Here is a 15586-nt window from a genome sequence, read left to right as displayed (position 1 = left end):
GCTTGTCCACCGCCTTGCCCACCATCACCACGACCATGAACAGGGCGACCACGCCCAGGACGTACACCACATCAAGCACTGCTGGCTCCGATCGGAGATCACCGGCCGCAGGATCACGGCCGCCGCACCCTCCCTGGGTGCAGAACCTCAGTAGACGCCCGCCCCCGTCGCCGGGGGGAGGCCCCCTCACGGAACCCATACGCGCCCCCTGCGGATCCTCACGGTTTCCTCGCACCCAACCGCTTGGAGCGTTGCTGGGCGCTGTGGTGCGCGCTGGACGGGCGGCGTCGTCGCCCGGGGGCAGTGCCGCGGGGATGGACGGTGACGCCGCCCGCTCGCGTCCCGGGAGCCGTCACCGCGGGCGCGGTGCGCACGGGACAGGCACCGCCAGATGTGCGTCAGAAGCCATCAATCGGTTATTCCCGATTTCCTACCCGTCCGCTCCACGCGAATCCTTGCTGCGGCAAGCGTCTGGGCGTGCCACGATGCAGACATGGCTACCAACGATTCCACCAGCACCCAGATCCAGCTCGTCTCCCGCCCGGAGGGGTGGCCCGAGCCCGAGAACTTCCGCACCGAGACCGTGGAGCTGCCCGAGCTGCAGGACGGCCAGGTGCGCGTGCGCAACGAGTTCATCTCCGTGGACCCCTACATGCGCGGCCGCATGCGGGACGAGAAGAGCTACGTGCCGCCGTTCGCGCTGAACGAGACCATGACCGGCGGCGCCGTGGGCCGCGTGGTCGAGTCCCGCTCCGAGAAGCTGCCCGAGGGCACCCCCGTGCTGCACCAGTACGGTTGGCGGGACCTCGCACAGGGCGCCGCGGACGAGTTCACCGCCATCCAGGAGCTCCCGGACACCCCGCTGTCCGTGTACCTGGGCATCCTGGGGATGACGGGCATGACCGCCTACACCGGACTCACCCGCATTGCCGGGCTCAAGGAGGGCGACCGCGTGTTCGTCTCCGGTGCGGCCGGTGCCGTGGGCTCCGCGGCCGGTCAGATCGCCAAGCAGCTGGGCGCCTCCTACGTGATCGGTTCCGCCGGTTCGGACGAGAAGGCGAAGCTGCTCACCGAGAAGTACGGCTTCGACGCGGTGCTCAACTACAAGGACGCCCCCATCCGTGAGCAGCTCGCGAAGGCCGTGGGCGAGGACGGCGTGGACGTCTACTACGACAACGTGGGCGGCGACCACCTCGAGGCGGCCCTCGACGTGCTGAACCGGCACGGCCGGGTGGCGGTGTGCGGCGCGATCAGCCAGTACAACTCCACCGAGCGCCCCTGCGGTCCGGACAACATGGGCAACATCATCAAAAACTCGCTCATGCTCGAAGGCTTCACCATGGGTGACCACTGGGACGTCACCGAGGAGTACACCTCCCGGATGACCGAGTGGTTCACCTCCGGAAAGATCGCCTACGACGAGACCGTGGTGGAGGGCCTGGACCACGCCGTGGACGCCTTCATCGACATGATGAAGGGCGCGAACACCGGCAAGATGGTCGTGAAGATCTGATCACCGCGCACCACTGAGGAGAGGCACACCATGGCGTTCAGCACGGGCGACCGCGTTCAGTGGAACACCCCGCAGGGGCCCACCCAGGGGACGGTCCGGTCCACGCACACGGACGAGTTCGAGTTCAAGGGCCAGACGTTCAAGGCCACGGACGACGATCCGGTGCACGTGGTCGAGTCGGAGAAGACCGGCTCGCAGGCCGCGCACCACGCCTCCGCCCTGGAGGCCGCCTCCGAGGACTGAGCGCGCGGGTGCGGCCCGGGACGGCGACGCCGCTGCCACCCGCCCCTGCCTCGTCGAACCCGCCGCCCCGCGCACCCGCGAGGGGCGGCGGGTTCGTATCATGGGCTCGGCCAGCCCCCGCCTTCGAGAGGAACCCGTGCCCCGCACCGCCCTGCCGCACCGCGTGAGTCCCGTGCAGATGCTGCGTGCGCTGCGCGACGAGCCCGGGCTTGCGGCACTGCTCGAGGACTGGATGCACGGGGACGCGGTGGTCGGCATCCGGCCCACGCGCGTGCTGGGTGCGGACGAGGACCCGTTCGTCGCACTGGGTTCCGGGGACGACGTCGCCGCGCGCACTGCGGAGGGTGCCGCACCGCCCAGCGCGGGCGGGGGCCGGCGCGGTGTCGCCGCCCCGGCCCGCGCCTCCGCCGAACGCACCGTTGAAAACCCCGCCCGGTTCGGCGGCGGGTGGATCGGCTACCTCGGCTACCAGCTCTCGCGCCGCCTCGAGTCGCTCCCGCCCGCACCTCCGCACTCGGGCGGTCTGCCGGAGCACCACCTGGCGCGCTACGACCACGTCCTGGTGCACGACAGCGCTGCGGACCGCTGGTTCTGTGAGTCCCTGCCCGGTGCGGACCCTGCCCGGGCGGCCGAGACGATCGCGGTGGTGGAACGGGCGCTCGGGGCCGGCCCGGCGTCATCGTCCGGGGCGTCCGCGCCGCGCTCGTACCGGTGCGGGCCGTTCGAGGCCGCCGTGACCGGCGCGGCCCACGCCGAGGCCGTGCGGCGCGCGCTGGCGCACATCCGGGACGGGGACATCTTCCAGGCGAACATCTGCCGAGAGCTCACGGCGGCATTCGACGGTGACCCACTGGACCTGTTCTGCACCGGGTACGAGCGGCTGCGGCCGCGTTTCGCCGGGTTCTTGCGCGTGCCGGGCGGCGCGGTGGCCAGCTTCTCACCCGAGCTCTACCTGCGTCGGACGGGCACCGCCGTGCTCACGTCCCCGATCAAGGGCACCGCGCCCGCGGACTCGGACCCCCGCGAGCTGCACGCCTCCGCCAAGAACCGCGCGGAGAACGTGATGATCGTGGACCTCATGCGCAACGACCTCTCCCGCGCGTGCGTCCCCGGCTCCGTCCTGAGCCCCGCCGTGCCGCGCGTGGAGCCGCACACGGGCGTCCACCACCTGGTCGCGGACGTCCACGGCACGCTGCGCCCGGAGCTCGACGACGCCGCCCTCCTGCGCTCCACGTTCCCGCCCGGTTCGTGCACGGGGGCGCCGAAAGTCAGGGCCACCGAGATCATCAACGCACTGGAGACCACCGCGCGGGGCGTCTACACCGGTGGGATCGGGTACGCGAGTCCCGTGGCGGGGCTGGCCATGAACGTGGCCATCCGTACGTTCGAGTTCTCGGGCGCCACGGTGCGCCTGGGTGTGGGTGGCGGGATCGTCGCCGACTCGGACCCGGACGGGGAGGCGTTCGAGACCCTCGTGAAGGCCGCCCCGCTGCTGGATGCGGTCGGCGCCCGCTTCGGGCCCGAGCTGTCCCGGGAGTGGTGTGAGCACGCGGAGTCCTCGGAGGTGGCGACCCCGGCGTGCGTGGGAGGCGGTGGGGCGCCGTCGCGCGCGGCAGCCTCGCTGCGGGACGCGCCCGTGATCCGCTCGACCCCCGACCCCTCCCTGGGGGTCTTCACCACGATGCTCGTCCGCGAGGGGCGTCCCGAGCAGCTGGTGGAGCACCTGGCAAGGCTCGGGAGCAGCGTGCGGGCGTGCTTCTCCCATGAGCTGCCGGGCGCGCTCGCAGAGCAGCTCCTCCAGCGTGCCGCCGGATTGGATGGCCCGCACCGGCTGCGGGTCACGGCAGTTCCGGACGCTGGGAGTCTGTGTCTCGAGATGACCCACGCCCCGCTGAACCCTCCCGGCGCGGCCCCTCCCGTGGATCCGTGGGTGCTGCACCCGGTGGTGGTGCCCGGCGGGTGGGGCCGCCACAAGTGGGCGGACCGCCGCGCCCTGGACACGACACCCGGTCCGTGGTCCCCGGTGTGCGATCCGCTGCTGGTGGACGAGGACGGCACGGTGCTGGAGACCGGGCGGGCCAACGTGTTCGTGGTGCGCGACGGCGTGGTCACCACACCGCCCGTGGACGGCCGGATCCTGCCCGGGGTGATGCGCGCCCGGGTGCTCCCGACCCTGCGGGCCGCCGGGTACGAGGTCCGTGAACAAGACATCACTCTCACGGACATCGCTGGGGCGTCGGAGGTGTTTGTGACCAACGCCCTGCGGGGTGCCCGGCCCGTGGGGGAGATCCACGGTGTGGGTGCGTGGGCCCCTGGGCCCGTGACGGTGTGGGTGCAGCGCGCGCTCGCGGACGCCCCGTGGCGAACGGGAGGCATCGCCCCCATTGACACGACCCGGTGAGGTGAGGATGCTCGGGGCACGGCGCCGTCGTCCGGGCCGCGGAGCTCGGGGCGGCGCACCACGCAACCGCGAAGGAGCGCAGCCATGGGCAAGAACCCGCAGGACGAGAACACCGAGTCGGTCAGCCAGGTGGACACCGACGAGCAGCGCCAGAAGGCCGCCGAGCAGGCGAACACCCAGGAGCAGCGGGAGTTCTTCGAGGAGCAGGCCGGCACGGAGGAGCAGTCCCAGGGCTACGGGCACTGAGCACCGCACCGGGCAGCCGCTGACAGGCGAACCGCCCCGCACCACGAAGGTGCGGGGCGGTTCTTCTGCGCCGAGTGGCTGCGGAGTCGGTGGCTACTTCTTCTTGTTCTCGAGGGTCTGCTCGTACTGGGCGAGAGCCAGGCCCACGCTCATGAAGGTGGGCGCCCAGTGGCCCACGAAGATGCCCCAGCGGTCCGACTGGGCCTTGGAGTCGTCGCTCTTGAGACGCGAGATTCCCCACGACACGAAGGACAAGGCGATCGAGCCCATGCCTGCGGTGTAGGCGTACTCGGAGCGGATACCGGCGTCGTGCAGGGTCTTCATGATCATGGTGTGATCTCCATTCAGGCCCGGAGGGCCGACGAGGTGATGCGAGGCTTGGGATTTCTCAGCGTAGCCCGTTCCCGGAGCGGTGATAAGTGGGGTGACGACATTTTGTTCGACACCCTGCGGTGTGGTCCGCGCGGAGCCGCGTGGCAGGGTGGGGGCATGACTGGGACGAAATCACGACGCGTTCTGCTGGCCGGTTGCGGGGACGTGGGAACCGCGCTGGGCCTGCGACTGGTGGAGCGGGGGTGGGCGGCCACGGGTGTGCGCCGCCACGCGGACCGGCTGCCCGCGCCGCTCACCGGCCTTACGCTGGACCTCACCGAGCCCGGGGACACGCTGCTTCCTGCGGTCGACGCGGTGGTGGTCACCCTCACGTCGGACGGCCACGACGTCGCCGGCTACGAGCACACCTACCTGGGCGGCCTGCGTGGGCTGCGGCGCGCGCTCGGGGAGCAGGAGCCGCTCGTGGTCCTGGTGTCCTCCACGGGCGTGCTGGGCGGTGGCGACGGCGAACGCGTCACCGAGGACACCCCGCCCGATCCGCAGCGGCCCACCGCCCACGTGCTGCTCGCGGCGGAGGAGCTGGCGGCGGAGCTGTTCCCTGACCGCGTGATCGTGCGGCCCGCGGGCATCTACGGGCCGGGACGCACGTCCATGGTCGAGCGCGTGCGCCGCGGGGCGCCCCTGGCCCACCGGCGGGTGACCAACCGCATCCACCGGGACGACCTCGTGACGGTCCTGGCCACGCTGCTGGAGCGCGGCACCGTGGCGGGCGAGCGGGCGTTGACCACCGGTGGGGGCGGTGCTGCAGAGAGTGAGCGAACGGACGTCCCGCAGAACGGGACGGTCGCGGGGGGAGGCGGCGCGGCGGCGTCGTCGGCTGCTTCCCGGCTCCCGCGGCTGCTGCACGCCGTGGACCACGACGCCGCCCTGCTGGGTGACGTGGCCGCGCACCTCGCGCACCGGCTGGGCGTGCCCGTGCCCCCGGACGACTCCGGGCCGGGGGAGGGGCCGCTCGGGAAGATCGTGGACGGGGAGCTGGTGCACGGCCTGGTGCCCCGCGAGGAATGGCGGTACCCCACGTACCGGGAGGGGTACGACGCGCTGCTGGCGGACGGCTCCGCGGACTCGTGGGTGGGGCGAGGATGAGCGAGGACGTCCACTGGTTCCTGCCGATCAACCCCGCATCGCACGCGGAGCACATGCCCGCGGACTGGCGCACCCGTGAGGACGCGACCGAGGTGTGGGAGGCCATCGGGCGCTCGCAGCCCATCGACCGCTGGTGCCTGCCCACGGGCTTCCGCACCATGAAGTCCGGGGACGTGATCTGGGCGTACCTGTCCAAACGGCAGGAACTGTGCGCGGTGGGGAGGGTCCGGCGGACGGCGTTCGAGGTGGGCGGTGTGGAGGCCGACCCCCCGGAGGTCCGTGATGGCGACACCGGCGGCTGGTACGTCTACGTGGACTGGGACGAGCCCCGCACGGCGGAGCTGTGCCGCCGTCCGATCCCTAGATCGGTGTTCGGGCAGGTGCCGATGTCGGTGGGGCGGGTGGGGGAGGCGCTCAAGGCGGTGTTGAGCAGGGGCCTCTCATCATGGCCGACAAAACCTCAGTTTTGCTCCGGGTGATCGGCTTGAGTCATCTCCCCCGATCAGCTGGGTGGCACAGTTGTTGGCACACGCCCCGGACCACGCGGGCGCGGTGGACCCGCCGGTGCCTCTGACCCCAAAAGGCGTGTCCGCGGGGATCACGACGCCGTTGTGGTCGCCGGGAGCCTGCTCGGGGGTGGTGCGGGGGTGGACTGCATACCTCAGTCTGGAACATCGACTCGGGCAGCAAACTTGGGCCCACTGTTGCGCCGTGTGACACCTCCCTGGACCTCGGCGCCCGAGCGTAGTTCAGTAGTGGTCCTTCCCTCGTCAACCATTTCCGACACGTGCGCTCTCCCGGGCGCACAGGAACCAGGTACACACTCATGATCCTTTCCGGACTCGTCCTCGGTGCCGTGCTCGGCATCGTGATGCAGCGCGGACGCTTCTGCGTGACGGGCATGCTGCGGGACATCTTCCTGCAGCGCTCGTGGCGCACGTTCACGGCTCTGCTCGTGGTGATCACGGTGCACGCCGTGGGGCTCGCGGCGCTCACCACCCTCGGGGTGATCTCCCCCGACTACCCCTCGTTCATGCCGTTGGCCGTGGTCGTGGGCGGGTTCATGTTCGGGGTGGGCATCATCCTGGCCGGTGGCTGCGCCTCCGGCACGTGGTACCGCTCGGGTGAGGGGCTGGTGGGCTCCTGGATTGCGCTGGCCATGTACGCGCTGTCCGCGTCCGCCATGAAGACCGGCGTGCTCAAGGGCTTCAACTCCGGTATGAAGCAGTGGGACACCGGGCTCACCACCATCCCCGGTGCCCTGGGCGTCTCCCCGTGGCTGTTCGTGATCGTCCTGGCCGCGGTCACCGGTGTGATGGTGCGCCACTTCCTCAACCGCGAGAAGAACACCGTGAAGCCCGCACGGCTGAACAGTCGTCCCGCATGGAAGAAGCCCCTGCACGTCTACACCGCCGGTGCGCTCGTGGGTCTGATCGGCGTCATCGCGTGGCCGCTGTCCGCCGCGACCGGCCGCAATGACGGGTTGGGCATCACCACCCCCACCGCCAACCTGCTGAACTTCCTGGTCACCGGAGCGGACGGGAAGCTGGACTGGGGCGTGATGCTCGTGCTCGGCATCCTGGTCGGCTCGTTCATCGCCGCCAAGTCCACGGGTGAGTTCCGCGTGCGCGTCCCGGACGCCACCACCACGGTGCGCTCCATCGCGGGCGGCCTGCTCATGGGTGTGGGCGCGGCCCTGGCCGGTGGCTGCACCGTGGGCAACGGCATGGTCCAGACCAGCCTGTTCACGTTCCAGGGCTGGATCGCGCTGCTGTTCATCGCCCTGGGCGTGGCCGTGGCCACGAAGATCTGGCTCAAGCCCACCGTCACGCAGCCCGCCACCGGCGAAGACGGCACCTACTCCACCGTCCAGAGCCTGGACCACACGGTGGACGCCACCGCACCGGACGACAACTCGATCGACGCCGCCCCCACCGCGGGCGCTCCCCGCACCTCGGGTGGGAACGTGTTCTCGGGCTTCGCCGCGGCACCCACCGCGCTCATGGTCAAGGACCCGGCAGGTGCACCGTCGAAGAAGCTCACGGGCCTGGGCGACGGCTACTACGCCCTGGACTCGCTCGGTGCCGTGTGCCCGTTCCCGCTGATCGAGGCCAAGGACGTCATGCAGACCCTGCAGACCGGCGACCACCTGGTGATCGACTTCGACTGCACCCAGGCCACCGAGGCCATCCCGCAGTGGGCAGCCACGGACGGCCACGAGGTCACCGACTTCGTGGAGAAGGGCGACGCCAGCTGGCAGATCACCCTCAAGAAGGGCTGACCCGGCAGGCATCCCGGTTCACGGCACCGCCGCGCCACCTCTGCGTTTCATGGACCCCACCCGCCAGGGGGCCCAGGCAGGGGGGGCGGCGGCGGCGTCGTACCACCGGAACGGTGCGGAGCGCGGGCCCACCGGGGGGGTGAGCGCTCCGGCGGCGTCGTGGTGTGGGCGCCGTGACTCAGGCGCGGGAGTCCTGCCGGGCGCGGTGGCGCATGTCCCGCAGGGCCACGGCCAGGGCGACGAGCACCACGAGCACCACAACGCCCAGTCCCGCCGCGATGCCCACGGACCAGCCCTGGCCGGCGATCACTCCGTACGCCACCGCGGTGATCATGGCGATGCCCACGGCGGTGCCCACGCGCTGGCCGGTCTGCATCACACCACCGGCGCTGCCCGCGTACTCGAGCGGCACCTCCGCGAGCGTGAGTGTCTGGTTGGGGCTCACCACGGCGCCCTGGCCGAAACCCACGAAGCCCAGGGTGAGCACGAGCCACCACTCGCTGATGTGCCATGAGTCGTGCAGCAGGATCACCGCCATGCTCAGCAGCAGGCCCACGACCACGCTGAGCATGCCGAGCACCACGATCTTGCGGCCCATCCGGTTCACGCGGCTGCCGGCAAGGTTGGAGGCCACCGCGCTCGCGAGGGCGTTGAGCAGGCCCACGCAACCGGCGGCCAGCGCGGTGTGGCCGAGCCCCTTCTGCATGTAGAGGGTGACAAGCACCCACACGCTCGTGATGCCCAGGAAGTACAGCGAGATCAGCAGGGTGCCGTTGAGGAAGCTGCTGACCCTGAAGATGTTCAGGTCCACCATGGGCTGGTGCCCGGAGGCCTTGAAGCGCTTCTCCCACGCGATCCACAGGGCCAGGAACATGGCGGCGACCGCGAGCAGGGCCCACACCCACGGGCTCGTGCCGGGGGAGCCGGCCTCGATGAACGGAAGCAGGGTGGCGAGCAGCGCGATGCCCAGGAGCACCGCACCCGTGGGGTCCATCTCCCGCAGGGCGTGGCGGATGGTGGTGCCCTCGGGCCCGCGCAGCAGCGGGCGGGGGAACCACAGGAACGCGAGCACAAGCGCGACGACGCCCACGGGGACGTTCACCACGAACAGCCACCGCCACCCCTCGGACGCGCCGCCCGTCTGGATCAGCAGACCTCCCAGGACCGGGCCGATGGCCACGGAGACACCCACGGCGCTGCCCAGCATGCCGAACGCCTTCCCGCGCTCCGCTCCCTTGAAGTACTGCTGGATCATGGCCACGCCCTGAGGGTTGAGCAGCCCGGAGCCCACCCCCTGCACGAAGCGCGCCACGATCAGCATGGTGGGATCCGGGGCCAGGCCCGCGGCGATCGAGGACAGCGTGAAGATGGCCACCCCGAGCATCCACAGGAACCCGCGCCCGAACACGTCCCCGGCGCGGCCACCCGCCACCAGCACCACCCCGAAGGTCAGTGCGTAGCCGGAGAGGATCCACTGCAGCTGGGACTCGGAGGCGCCCAGCCCCTCCTGGATGGAGGGCAACCCCACGTTGATGATGCTCACAGCCACCAGGGACATGAAGATGGCCACGAGCAGCACCGCCAGGATCCGCCACCGCCGCGGATCCGTGCCGTGGGCGTAGCCCCGGTGGGTCTGGGGATCCGGGCGCGGGCTGAGGATGGGCAGCTCGCCGGTTCCCGTGGCGGGGGAGCGCTCGTGCCAGGTCTCGCCGGAGCTCGGATCGCGGTGGGAGTCTGAGGTCATGGAGAAAGTATGCACGTGCTGTCCGGCGCGGCGTTCCAGGGCCGGTCGGGTGTGTGCGTTCGCATGCGGTGGTTATCGGGTGCATGCCCCCCGGGCCGTCCTGGGGCCGGGTTTGGTCTGCGACGCCCGGTGCGGTCATCCTGGTCAGATGACAGTTGAACTGGTGATCCTGGGCCTGGTGGTCGTGACCGCTCTGGCCTTCGACTTCACCAACGGATTCCACGACACCGGCAACGCGATGGCCACCTCCATCGCCACCGGGGCGCTCAAGCCCCGCACCGCGGTGGCCCTGTCCGCGGTGCTGAACCTGGTGGGCGCGTTCCTGTCGGTGGAAGTGGCCACCACGGTCACCAGGGACGTGCTGCTCATCCAGACCAAGGACGGCGGACTCGTCTCCGGGCTGGACCCCACCATTGCCCTGACCCTCATCTTCTCCGGGCTGATCGGGGGCATCCTCTGGAACCTTGCCACGTGGCTGTTCGGGCTGCCCTCCAGCTCCTCTCACGCGCTGTTCGGCGGGCTGATCGGGGCCGGGCTCGCCTCCCTGGGCGTGGCCGGCGTGAACTGGGCCGGTGTGGTCCAGAAGATCCTTGTCCCGGCCGCGCTGGCGCCGTTCATCGCCGGGTGCGTGGCCGCCGTGGGCACCGCCCTGGTCTACCTCATCGGCCGCGCGGCGTCCCAGGCGCACCGGGACCGGGGGTTCCGCTGGGGACAGGTGGGAACGGCGTCGCTGGTGTCCCTGGCCCACGGCACCGGTGACGCGCAGAAGACCATGGGCGTGATTGCCCTGGCGCTGATCGCCCACGGCAGCCTCAGCGTCCAGGGGATCGAGAGCAGCGGGCTGCCGGTGTGGATCATCGTGAGCTGCGCGGTGGCCATCGCCCTGGGCACGTACCTGGGCGGCTGGCGCGTGATCCGCACGCTCGGCAAGGGCCTTGTGGAGATCGAACCGCCGCAGGGCATGGCGGCCGAGGCGTCCTCGGCGGCCATCATCCTGACCTCCAGCCACTTCGGCATGGCGCTGTCCACCACGCACGTGGCCACCGGTTCCATCCTGGGTTCGGGCGTGGGCAAGCCCGGCGCGCGCGTGCGGTGGGGTGTGGCCGGGCGCATGGTCGTGGGGTGGCTGCTCACCCTGCCCGCCGCGGCCGTGGTGGGTGCGGTGTGCTTCATCATCGCTCGGGCCGTGGGCGGGCTGTCCGGCGCCGTGGTGATCTTCCTGCTGCTGGTGGTGGCCTCCGCCGTGATCTTCGCGCGGTCCCGGCACCAGAAGGTGGACCGCCACAACGTGAACGCGGACTGGGACGAGGACACGCACTCCGTGGTCCCCGCCGACTCCGACCGCGCCGACGCCCAGGAGGTGGCCCGCTGATGATTGTCGAGATGTCCCGATCTGTCCTCGCCGTGCTGCTCGCCGGGCTGTGCTTCGGGGCGGGACTGCCCGCGCTGTTCACGGTGGGCATCACCCTGTGGAGCCGGGCCACCCCCGAGCCCGACCCGGACGGCGTTGCCCGCCGCAAACCGCTGGCGCTCGCCGGGGCGGTACTCTGCTTTGCGATCGTGCTCGCTGCCGTGGTGATCGGGGTCCTGTGGATCACCCGCAAGAGCTTGGACCACTACCTAGGGATCTCGGTGTTCGGATGATGACCTTTGATGCGGCACTCGACCACATTCGCGCCGCCTACCCCCACGGTGTTCCCCCGGAGCAGCACGTGGCGCTCGCGGAGCTGCTGGCCCGCACGGTGGGCCCCCACCGCACCGAGCGGCTGCTCGAGACCCTGGACATCCCGGCGGGAGACCTCCTGGGGCCCGCCGCGGCCTCCGCGGAACAGCTGGGCGACGTCGCCGCGGAGCTCGCGCGCGCCGGGTGGCCTCTCGCGGGTGCGAGCCAGGACGAGCCGCCCCGCCAGCCCGGCTACGTGGCCCGGGTGATGAACTGGCTGCGCGCCGACTACCCCAACGGGGTGCCCGCCCAGGACTACCTGCCCGTGCTCGCGGTGCTGCGCCCGCAGCTCAACGACGAGGACATGGCCGCGATTGCGGACCAGCTCGCCCACGACGCCCGCGAGCAGGGGGTGGCGCCCTCCGAGGCGGACGCCCGCGCCGCCATCCAGCGCGCCACCGAGGACGAGCCCAAGCCCGAGGAACTCGCACGCATCCGCGCGATGCTCGAGGCCCACGGCTGGCCGTTCGAGGGGGAGTAGGGGCGGCTCCGCGGGTGGGGACCGAGCCGAACTGCGGAGGGCGGGTTCTACCCTGCGGCGGTGCCCCGCAACAGGCGCCTGACGCGTCAGGGGAAGTTCTGCCACCGACAGCGCGCCTTTCGGTGGCAGAAGCTCTCCTCGGACGCGGTGGCCTTGGCCCTCCTCCGGGACCGTTCAGATGCTCACTTCAGGGCATCGGACAGGTCCGAGAAGTATCGGTGACCGGACCACTCTGAACGGTCACCAATGACGTACAGCCGGCGCCTGGCGCGGCTGGCCGCGACGTTCACCAGATTCACGGTTGACGCCGCCCAGGCCTTGGCCCCCGGGCTTGCGGGATCTCCTCCCAGAACCAGGATGACGACATCCGCCTCTCGGCCCTGAGCCGTGTGGATCGTGCCCGCCTGCAGACCGGGATACTTCTTGCGGTCCACGAGCTGCCGCAGATGGTTCGACACATCACGGAACGGGGATATGGCAATCACTCGTGACGGGTCCACGCCTTTCTCGTCCAGATACTCAAGCGCCTTCTCCAGCCGCTTGACCTGCCCCATCTGCAGGTGTGTTCCGGGGGTGGTCGCGGGCTCATCCGCCCAGTAGCTCCACGCGACTGCCGGCCCCGTCCCCGTGTCCTCGAAGGGGTCGACGGCTGCGTCCTTGGCGCGGGGCTTTGGAACCCCGTTCACCATGATCCCGTTGTAGGCAATGCGGTTGCACAGGGAGAACATGGGGTCGTCGCAGCGCCGGTGCACCTTGAGCGGGGCGCTGACCCACACGTCCTGCTCGCCCTGCGGAAGAACGGTGCCGTAGGGAGAGATTCGGTCGGCAAGGGTCTGAACGGAGGCGCGGGGCGGTATCCACGTCGCAGAGACGCCGTACGCCGCAGCGATGTCTCGCCGCGATTTCGGGGGAATCGTGACCACCGGCTGCAGCTGCAGGGGATCGCCGACCGCGAGAACGCGCTGTGCGCGCCAGATGGCTCCCACCGCGAACTGGGGACATGCCTGTCCTGCCTCGTCGATGAGGAGCCACCCGAATGCTTCGGGGCCTACGTCACCGAACATTCGCCCCAGCGACGCAAAGGTTGATGACACCAGCGGCACCACCAGGAAGAACAGCTGCCATGCGGTGCGCAGTTTCTCCCGCTCCAGTTTCCGCGGGTGGTCTCCCGCCACCACTTCGCAAGCTGCTCTCAGTCCCTGTCTCATGGTGGTGGCAGTGGCGGCCATGAAGTCCTGGTGCAGCTCCAGGGCAGCGAGGAAGAGATCGGAACGCGCCTTGCTGAGATCGTGGTCGAGCCACGGGGCGTGCAACTCCCGGTCCTCGACGGACGCGTGGGCATCCGGGTGGTGCTTGCCGTATCTCGTGCGGTCCTGGGCGCACTGGGCCTCGAGGGAACGCCTGCGCGACGTCTTCATTGCCAGATCCCGTTCAGCTGTCTCCGCCTCCTGCCGGACACTGGCCAGATGGCGCTGGACGCGGTCGATTTCGGCCACGTGGGACGCGGACCGTTGCCGGGCGGTCTCCAGTGCCGTGCTCAGCGGGCTCAGGTGCGTTCGCCACTCACGTGGCGCGGCGCCCAGGGTGAAGATGGTTTCCAGGATGCCTGGCTTCTCGCCCATGTGCTGCTGGTAGGCGGCGGCCGCGGTGTCCAGCTCGTTCTGCAGGTCACCGGCTCTCAGGACCTGCGCGCGATGGATCTCGCGCGCCCGGCCTTCTTCCGCCCGGAGAGTGCGCAGGTGTTCTTCCCGGCGGGCGATCTTACGCACCAGTAACTGGACTTCTTCCCGTCGTCCTTCAGCGGCCTGGCGCTGCCCCATCAGGTTCTCCACGCGCTCCAGCGCACGCTGGAACACTGCTTGGGCTTCTCCCCAGGTGCGCTTCGGCCGGGTGCCCTCGGCCCAGTGCTTGAGAATGGTGTCGAGACCCTCCCTCTCCACCCGGGGCGAGGTCCTCCCGCCGCTGTGGGACGGAGCGCCGTCGGACCCGGTGGACCGGTCCCGCGACGCTTTTTCGTCGAACCAGAGAGCGCTCTGGAAAGCCATGCGGTTGGACTTCTTGCCCAGTCTGGCTGCCACCAGTCCCCAGCCTGGAGTGTCCGCCTCGTCGGCTGCTGATTTTCCGGCGGCCGCCCGCAGAGTCGCCGTCGCAATGTCCTTGAAGTAGTCGGCAGACTTCTCCCACGGCGAAGAAATCGCATCCGCAGAAGGGATTTCGACCGCCACGTTCTCCACAGCGGCGTTGTTCGCCGATGCCACGACCATCTCGAACCCCGTGAGCTCGGGAATGAGCTGCGGCACCGATCTGCTGTACCCGGACGCCGACGTCCAGCGGTGCATTGATCCGGTGAAGGCACGGGACGGATCGTTGAGAGCTGCGAGTCGGCGGGCTCGTTCCACCACGTTGCCCGCCAGCACATCCCGTAGCATCGTGGTCTTGCCGGTGCCCGGCGGGCCGTTGACGCCCATGACGCCGAGGTTCTGGCGCAGGTCGTTAAGGGCGCGGTTCACCGCGAACTGCTGGCTCAGGGCAAGCGGGTGCTCGGGGTTCGAAGGCCAGCGGCCCAAGGGCAGCTGGCCCACACGGGTCCGGGCATCGACTGCCTCGGGGTGCTGGATGACATCCACTCGTCCAGCGGACGTCTCCTTCCCGTCCTCGGTCAGGTACTCAAGTAGGGCGGTTCCGCTGCGTCCCGCTGCCGCTGCCTGCCGTACGGTGCCCAGATCCTGCAGGTAGAAGCTGTTGAGGAAGTCCATGTCGCTGACGCTGTCGTGCGGGCGTACGGCGACCACTCGACTTTCGATGACGATCTGGTGGGTGGCGAGATCCTCGCGGCCCTGGACGCCGGCGCCGGCGTGTGCGGCCCGCAGAATGTCGTTCAGATACGGCTCGCCCAGCCGGGGAACCTCGTGCGAGTTCTCCTGCTCCAGACGACGGCCCCCCAGCTCGTCGAGGGCTTCCACGAAGGATTCCTGCGCCGCCTCAAAACCGGACATCCACGACGGATCCCGCGGGCCCGGGTGGAGGAGGCGGCCCACCGCCCAGAGACAGGACGAGAGCGTGGCGGTGTCCCCGATCAGCTTTCCGTCGTGGCCCACCAGAACCCCCGCGCAGGCGCTCCGACCGCCGGGGCGCTCGTCGTAGGCGTCCGGATCGTCCGCGAACACCCAGTGCATGACCTCGTAGGTGTCCTCCACCTTGTAAACACCGAGATAGACCGTATGCCGCCACTCCCGCGGGGTATTTCCCATAGGTCGAGGCTCGGGCAGTGAATCCCACGGGAGGGGCGCATCGGATGTCCAGGCCACGACCTGCCGGTCCTCGGGCCGTGTTGACCGGGGCGTCAGTTTGGGGAGCGGCTGCGGACTGAACAGCTCCAGCATCCACCAGTAGTCCAGAATGCGCTGCTGCGCGGGACTCATCTGAGACATCGCCATTTCCCCATCCTGCCTCAGCCGGTGGCCACTTCTGGGGC

Annotated in this window: 13 protein-coding genes and 1 pseudogene; 11 read left to right on the top strand and 3 right to left on the bottom strand. The window is 70.2% G+C overall.

Going from position 1 to position 15586, the window contains the following annotated elements; genetic code table 11:
• The first annotated feature begins 493 nt into the window (after positions 1-493).
• The 4 genes from DNL27_RS00355 to DNL27_RS12220 all read left to right on the top strand — a co-directional run bounded on the left by DNL27_RS00355 (position 494) and on the right by DNL27_RS12220 (position 4403).
• Positions 494-1513: an NADP-dependent oxidoreductase gene (locus tag DNL27_RS00355; RefSeq protein WP_112234362.1), complete on the top strand. Its 1020-nt coding sequence runs from the start codon at positions 494-496 to the stop codon at positions 1511-1513.
• Positions 1514-1543: 30 nt separating this feature from the next.
• Entirely contained in the window at positions 1544-1756 is a 213-nt protein-coding gene (locus tag DNL27_RS00350; RefSeq protein WP_055085167.1) for a DUF2945 domain-containing protein, read from the top strand.
• Between the two features lie 136 nt (positions 1757-1892).
• On the top strand, positions 1893-4157 hold the full coding sequence (locus DNL27_RS00345) for a bifunctional anthranilate synthase component I family protein/class IV aminotransferase (protein WP_239494395.1): 2265 nt from the start codon (positions 1893-1895) through the stop codon (positions 4155-4157).
• Between the two features lie 84 nt (positions 4158-4241).
• Positions 4242-4403 (top strand): hypothetical protein, encoded by a 162-nt coding sequence (locus DNL27_RS12220; RefSeq protein ID WP_204360304.1) that lies wholly within the window; start codon positions 4242-4244, stop codon positions 4401-4403.
• Between the two features lie 93 nt (positions 4404-4496).
• Here the strand turns inward: DNL27_RS12220 and DNL27_RS00340 are convergent, their stop codons facing one another.
• On the bottom strand, positions 4497-4733 hold the full coding sequence (locus DNL27_RS00340) for a hypothetical protein (protein ID WP_055085169.1): 237 nt from the start codon (positions 4731-4733) through the stop codon (positions 4497-4499).
• A 159-nt stretch (positions 4734-4892) separates the two neighbouring features.
• On the opposite strand from DNL27_RS00340, the gene DNL27_RS00335 reads away from it, so the two are divergent.
• From DNL27_RS00335 to DNL27_RS12290, 4 genes and pseudogenes are all read left to right on the top strand, one after another.
• The gene (locus DNL27_RS00335) at positions 4893-5882 is read left to right on the top strand and encodes an NAD-dependent dehydratase (protein WP_112234361.1); all 990 of its coding nucleotides are present in this window, start codon (positions 4893-4895) and stop codon (positions 5880-5882) included.
• Complete coding sequence (locus tag DNL27_RS00330; protein WP_112235701.1) at positions 5879-6361, top strand: hypothetical protein; 483 nt, start codon at positions 5879-5881, stop codon at positions 6359-6361. Before DNL27_RS00335 ends, DNL27_RS00330 begins: the two co-directional genes overlap by 4 nt.
• A 347-nt stretch (positions 6362-6708) precedes the next feature.
• A pseudogene (locus DNL27_RS12295) lies at positions 6709-7617 on the top strand (YeeE/YedE family protein); the annotation flags it as partial.
• Between the two features lie 312 nt (positions 7618-7929).
• Positions 7930-8163: a sulfurtransferase TusA family protein gene (locus DNL27_RS12290; protein WP_226905974.1), complete on the top strand. Its 234-nt coding sequence runs from the start codon at positions 7930-7932 to the stop codon at positions 8161-8163.
• Positions 8164-8341: 178 nt separating this feature from the next.
• Here the strand turns inward: DNL27_RS12290 and DNL27_RS00320 are convergent, their stop codons facing one another.
• Positions 8342-9907 (bottom strand): MFS transporter, encoded by a 1566-nt coding sequence (locus DNL27_RS00320; RefSeq protein WP_112234359.1) that lies wholly within the window; start codon positions 9905-9907, stop codon positions 8342-8344.
• Positions 9908-10055: 148 nt separating this feature from the next.
• Between DNL27_RS00320 and DNL27_RS00315 the strand changes: the two genes are divergently transcribed.
• Genes DNL27_RS00315 through DNL27_RS00305 form a run of 3 tightly spaced genes read left to right on the top strand, consistent with a single transcriptional unit; the run spans position 10056 to position 12111 of the window.
• On the top strand, positions 10056-11279 hold the full coding sequence (locus tag DNL27_RS00315) for an inorganic phosphate transporter (RefSeq protein ID WP_112234358.1): 1224 nt from the start codon (positions 10056-10058) through the stop codon (positions 11277-11279).
• An 11-nt stretch (positions 11280-11290) separates the two neighbouring features.
• Complete coding sequence (locus DNL27_RS00310; protein WP_239494394.1) at positions 11291-11551, top strand: hypothetical protein; 261 nt, start codon at positions 11291-11293, stop codon at positions 11549-11551.
• Positions 11548-12111, top strand: a complete 564-nt coding sequence (locus tag DNL27_RS00305) for a DUF3349 domain-containing protein (protein ID WP_012399372.1) — start codon at positions 11548-11550, stop codon at positions 12109-12111. The genes DNL27_RS00310 and DNL27_RS00305 overlap by 4 nt, the downstream gene beginning before the upstream one ends.
• 182 nt (positions 12112-12293) lie before the next feature.
• On the opposite strand, the gene DNL27_RS00300 is transcribed toward DNL27_RS00305, so the two are convergent.
• The gene (locus DNL27_RS00300) at positions 12294-15548 is read right to left on the bottom strand and encodes a DEAD/DEAH box helicase (RefSeq protein WP_112234356.1); all 3255 of its coding nucleotides are present in this window, start codon (positions 15546-15548) and stop codon (positions 12294-12296) included.
• Positions 15549-15586: the final 38 nt, after the last annotated feature.

This window comes from Kocuria sp. BT304 (genome assembly GCF_003290245.1).
Taxonomy (GTDB): domain Bacteria; phylum Actinomycetota; class Actinomycetes; order Actinomycetales; family Micrococcaceae; genus Kocuria; species Kocuria rhizophila_A.
Note: the sequence above shows the minus strand (reverse complement) of the source record. Positions and strands in the feature narration are given on the sequence as shown.

Coding starts and splice junctions, on each gene's coding strand:
- DNL27_RS00355 (WP_112234362.1), top strand. CDS start 494: ATGGCTACCAACGATTCCACCAGCACCCAGATCCAGCTCGTCTCCCGC.
- DNL27_RS00350 (WP_055085167.1), top strand. CDS start 1,544: ATGGCGTTCAGCACGGGCGACCGCGTTCAGTGGAACACCCCGCAGGGG.
- DNL27_RS12220 (WP_204360304.1), top strand. CDS start 4,242: ATGGGCAAGAACCCGCAGGACGAGAACACCGAGTCGGTCAGCCAGGTG.
- DNL27_RS00340 (WP_055085169.1), bottom strand. CDS start 4,733: ATGATCATGAAGACCCTGCACGACGCCGGTATCCGCTCCGAGTACGCC.
- DNL27_RS00335 (WP_112234361.1), top strand. CDS start 4,893: ATGACTGGGACGAAATCACGACGCGTTCTGCTGGCCGGTTGCGGGGAC.
- DNL27_RS00330 (WP_112235701.1), top strand. CDS start 5,879: ATGAGCGAGGACGTCCACTGGTTCCTGCCGATCAACCCCGCATCGCAC.
- DNL27_RS00320 (WP_112234359.1), bottom strand. CDS start 9,907: ATGACCTCAGACTCCCACCGCGATCCGAGCTCCGGCGAGACCTGGCAC.
- DNL27_RS00315 (WP_112234358.1), top strand. CDS start 10,056: ATGACAGTTGAACTGGTGATCCTGGGCCTGGTGGTCGTGACCGCTCTG.
- DNL27_RS00310 (WP_239494394.1), top strand. CDS start 11,291: ATGTCCCGATCTGTCCTCGCCGTGCTGCTCGCCGGGCTGTGCTTCGGG.
- DNL27_RS00305 (WP_012399372.1), top strand. CDS start 11,548: ATGATGACCTTTGATGCGGCACTCGACCACATTCGCGCCGCCTACCCC.
- DNL27_RS00300 (WP_112234356.1), bottom strand. CDS start 15,548: ATGGCGATGTCTCAGATGAGTCCCGCGCAGCAGCGCATTCTGGACTAC.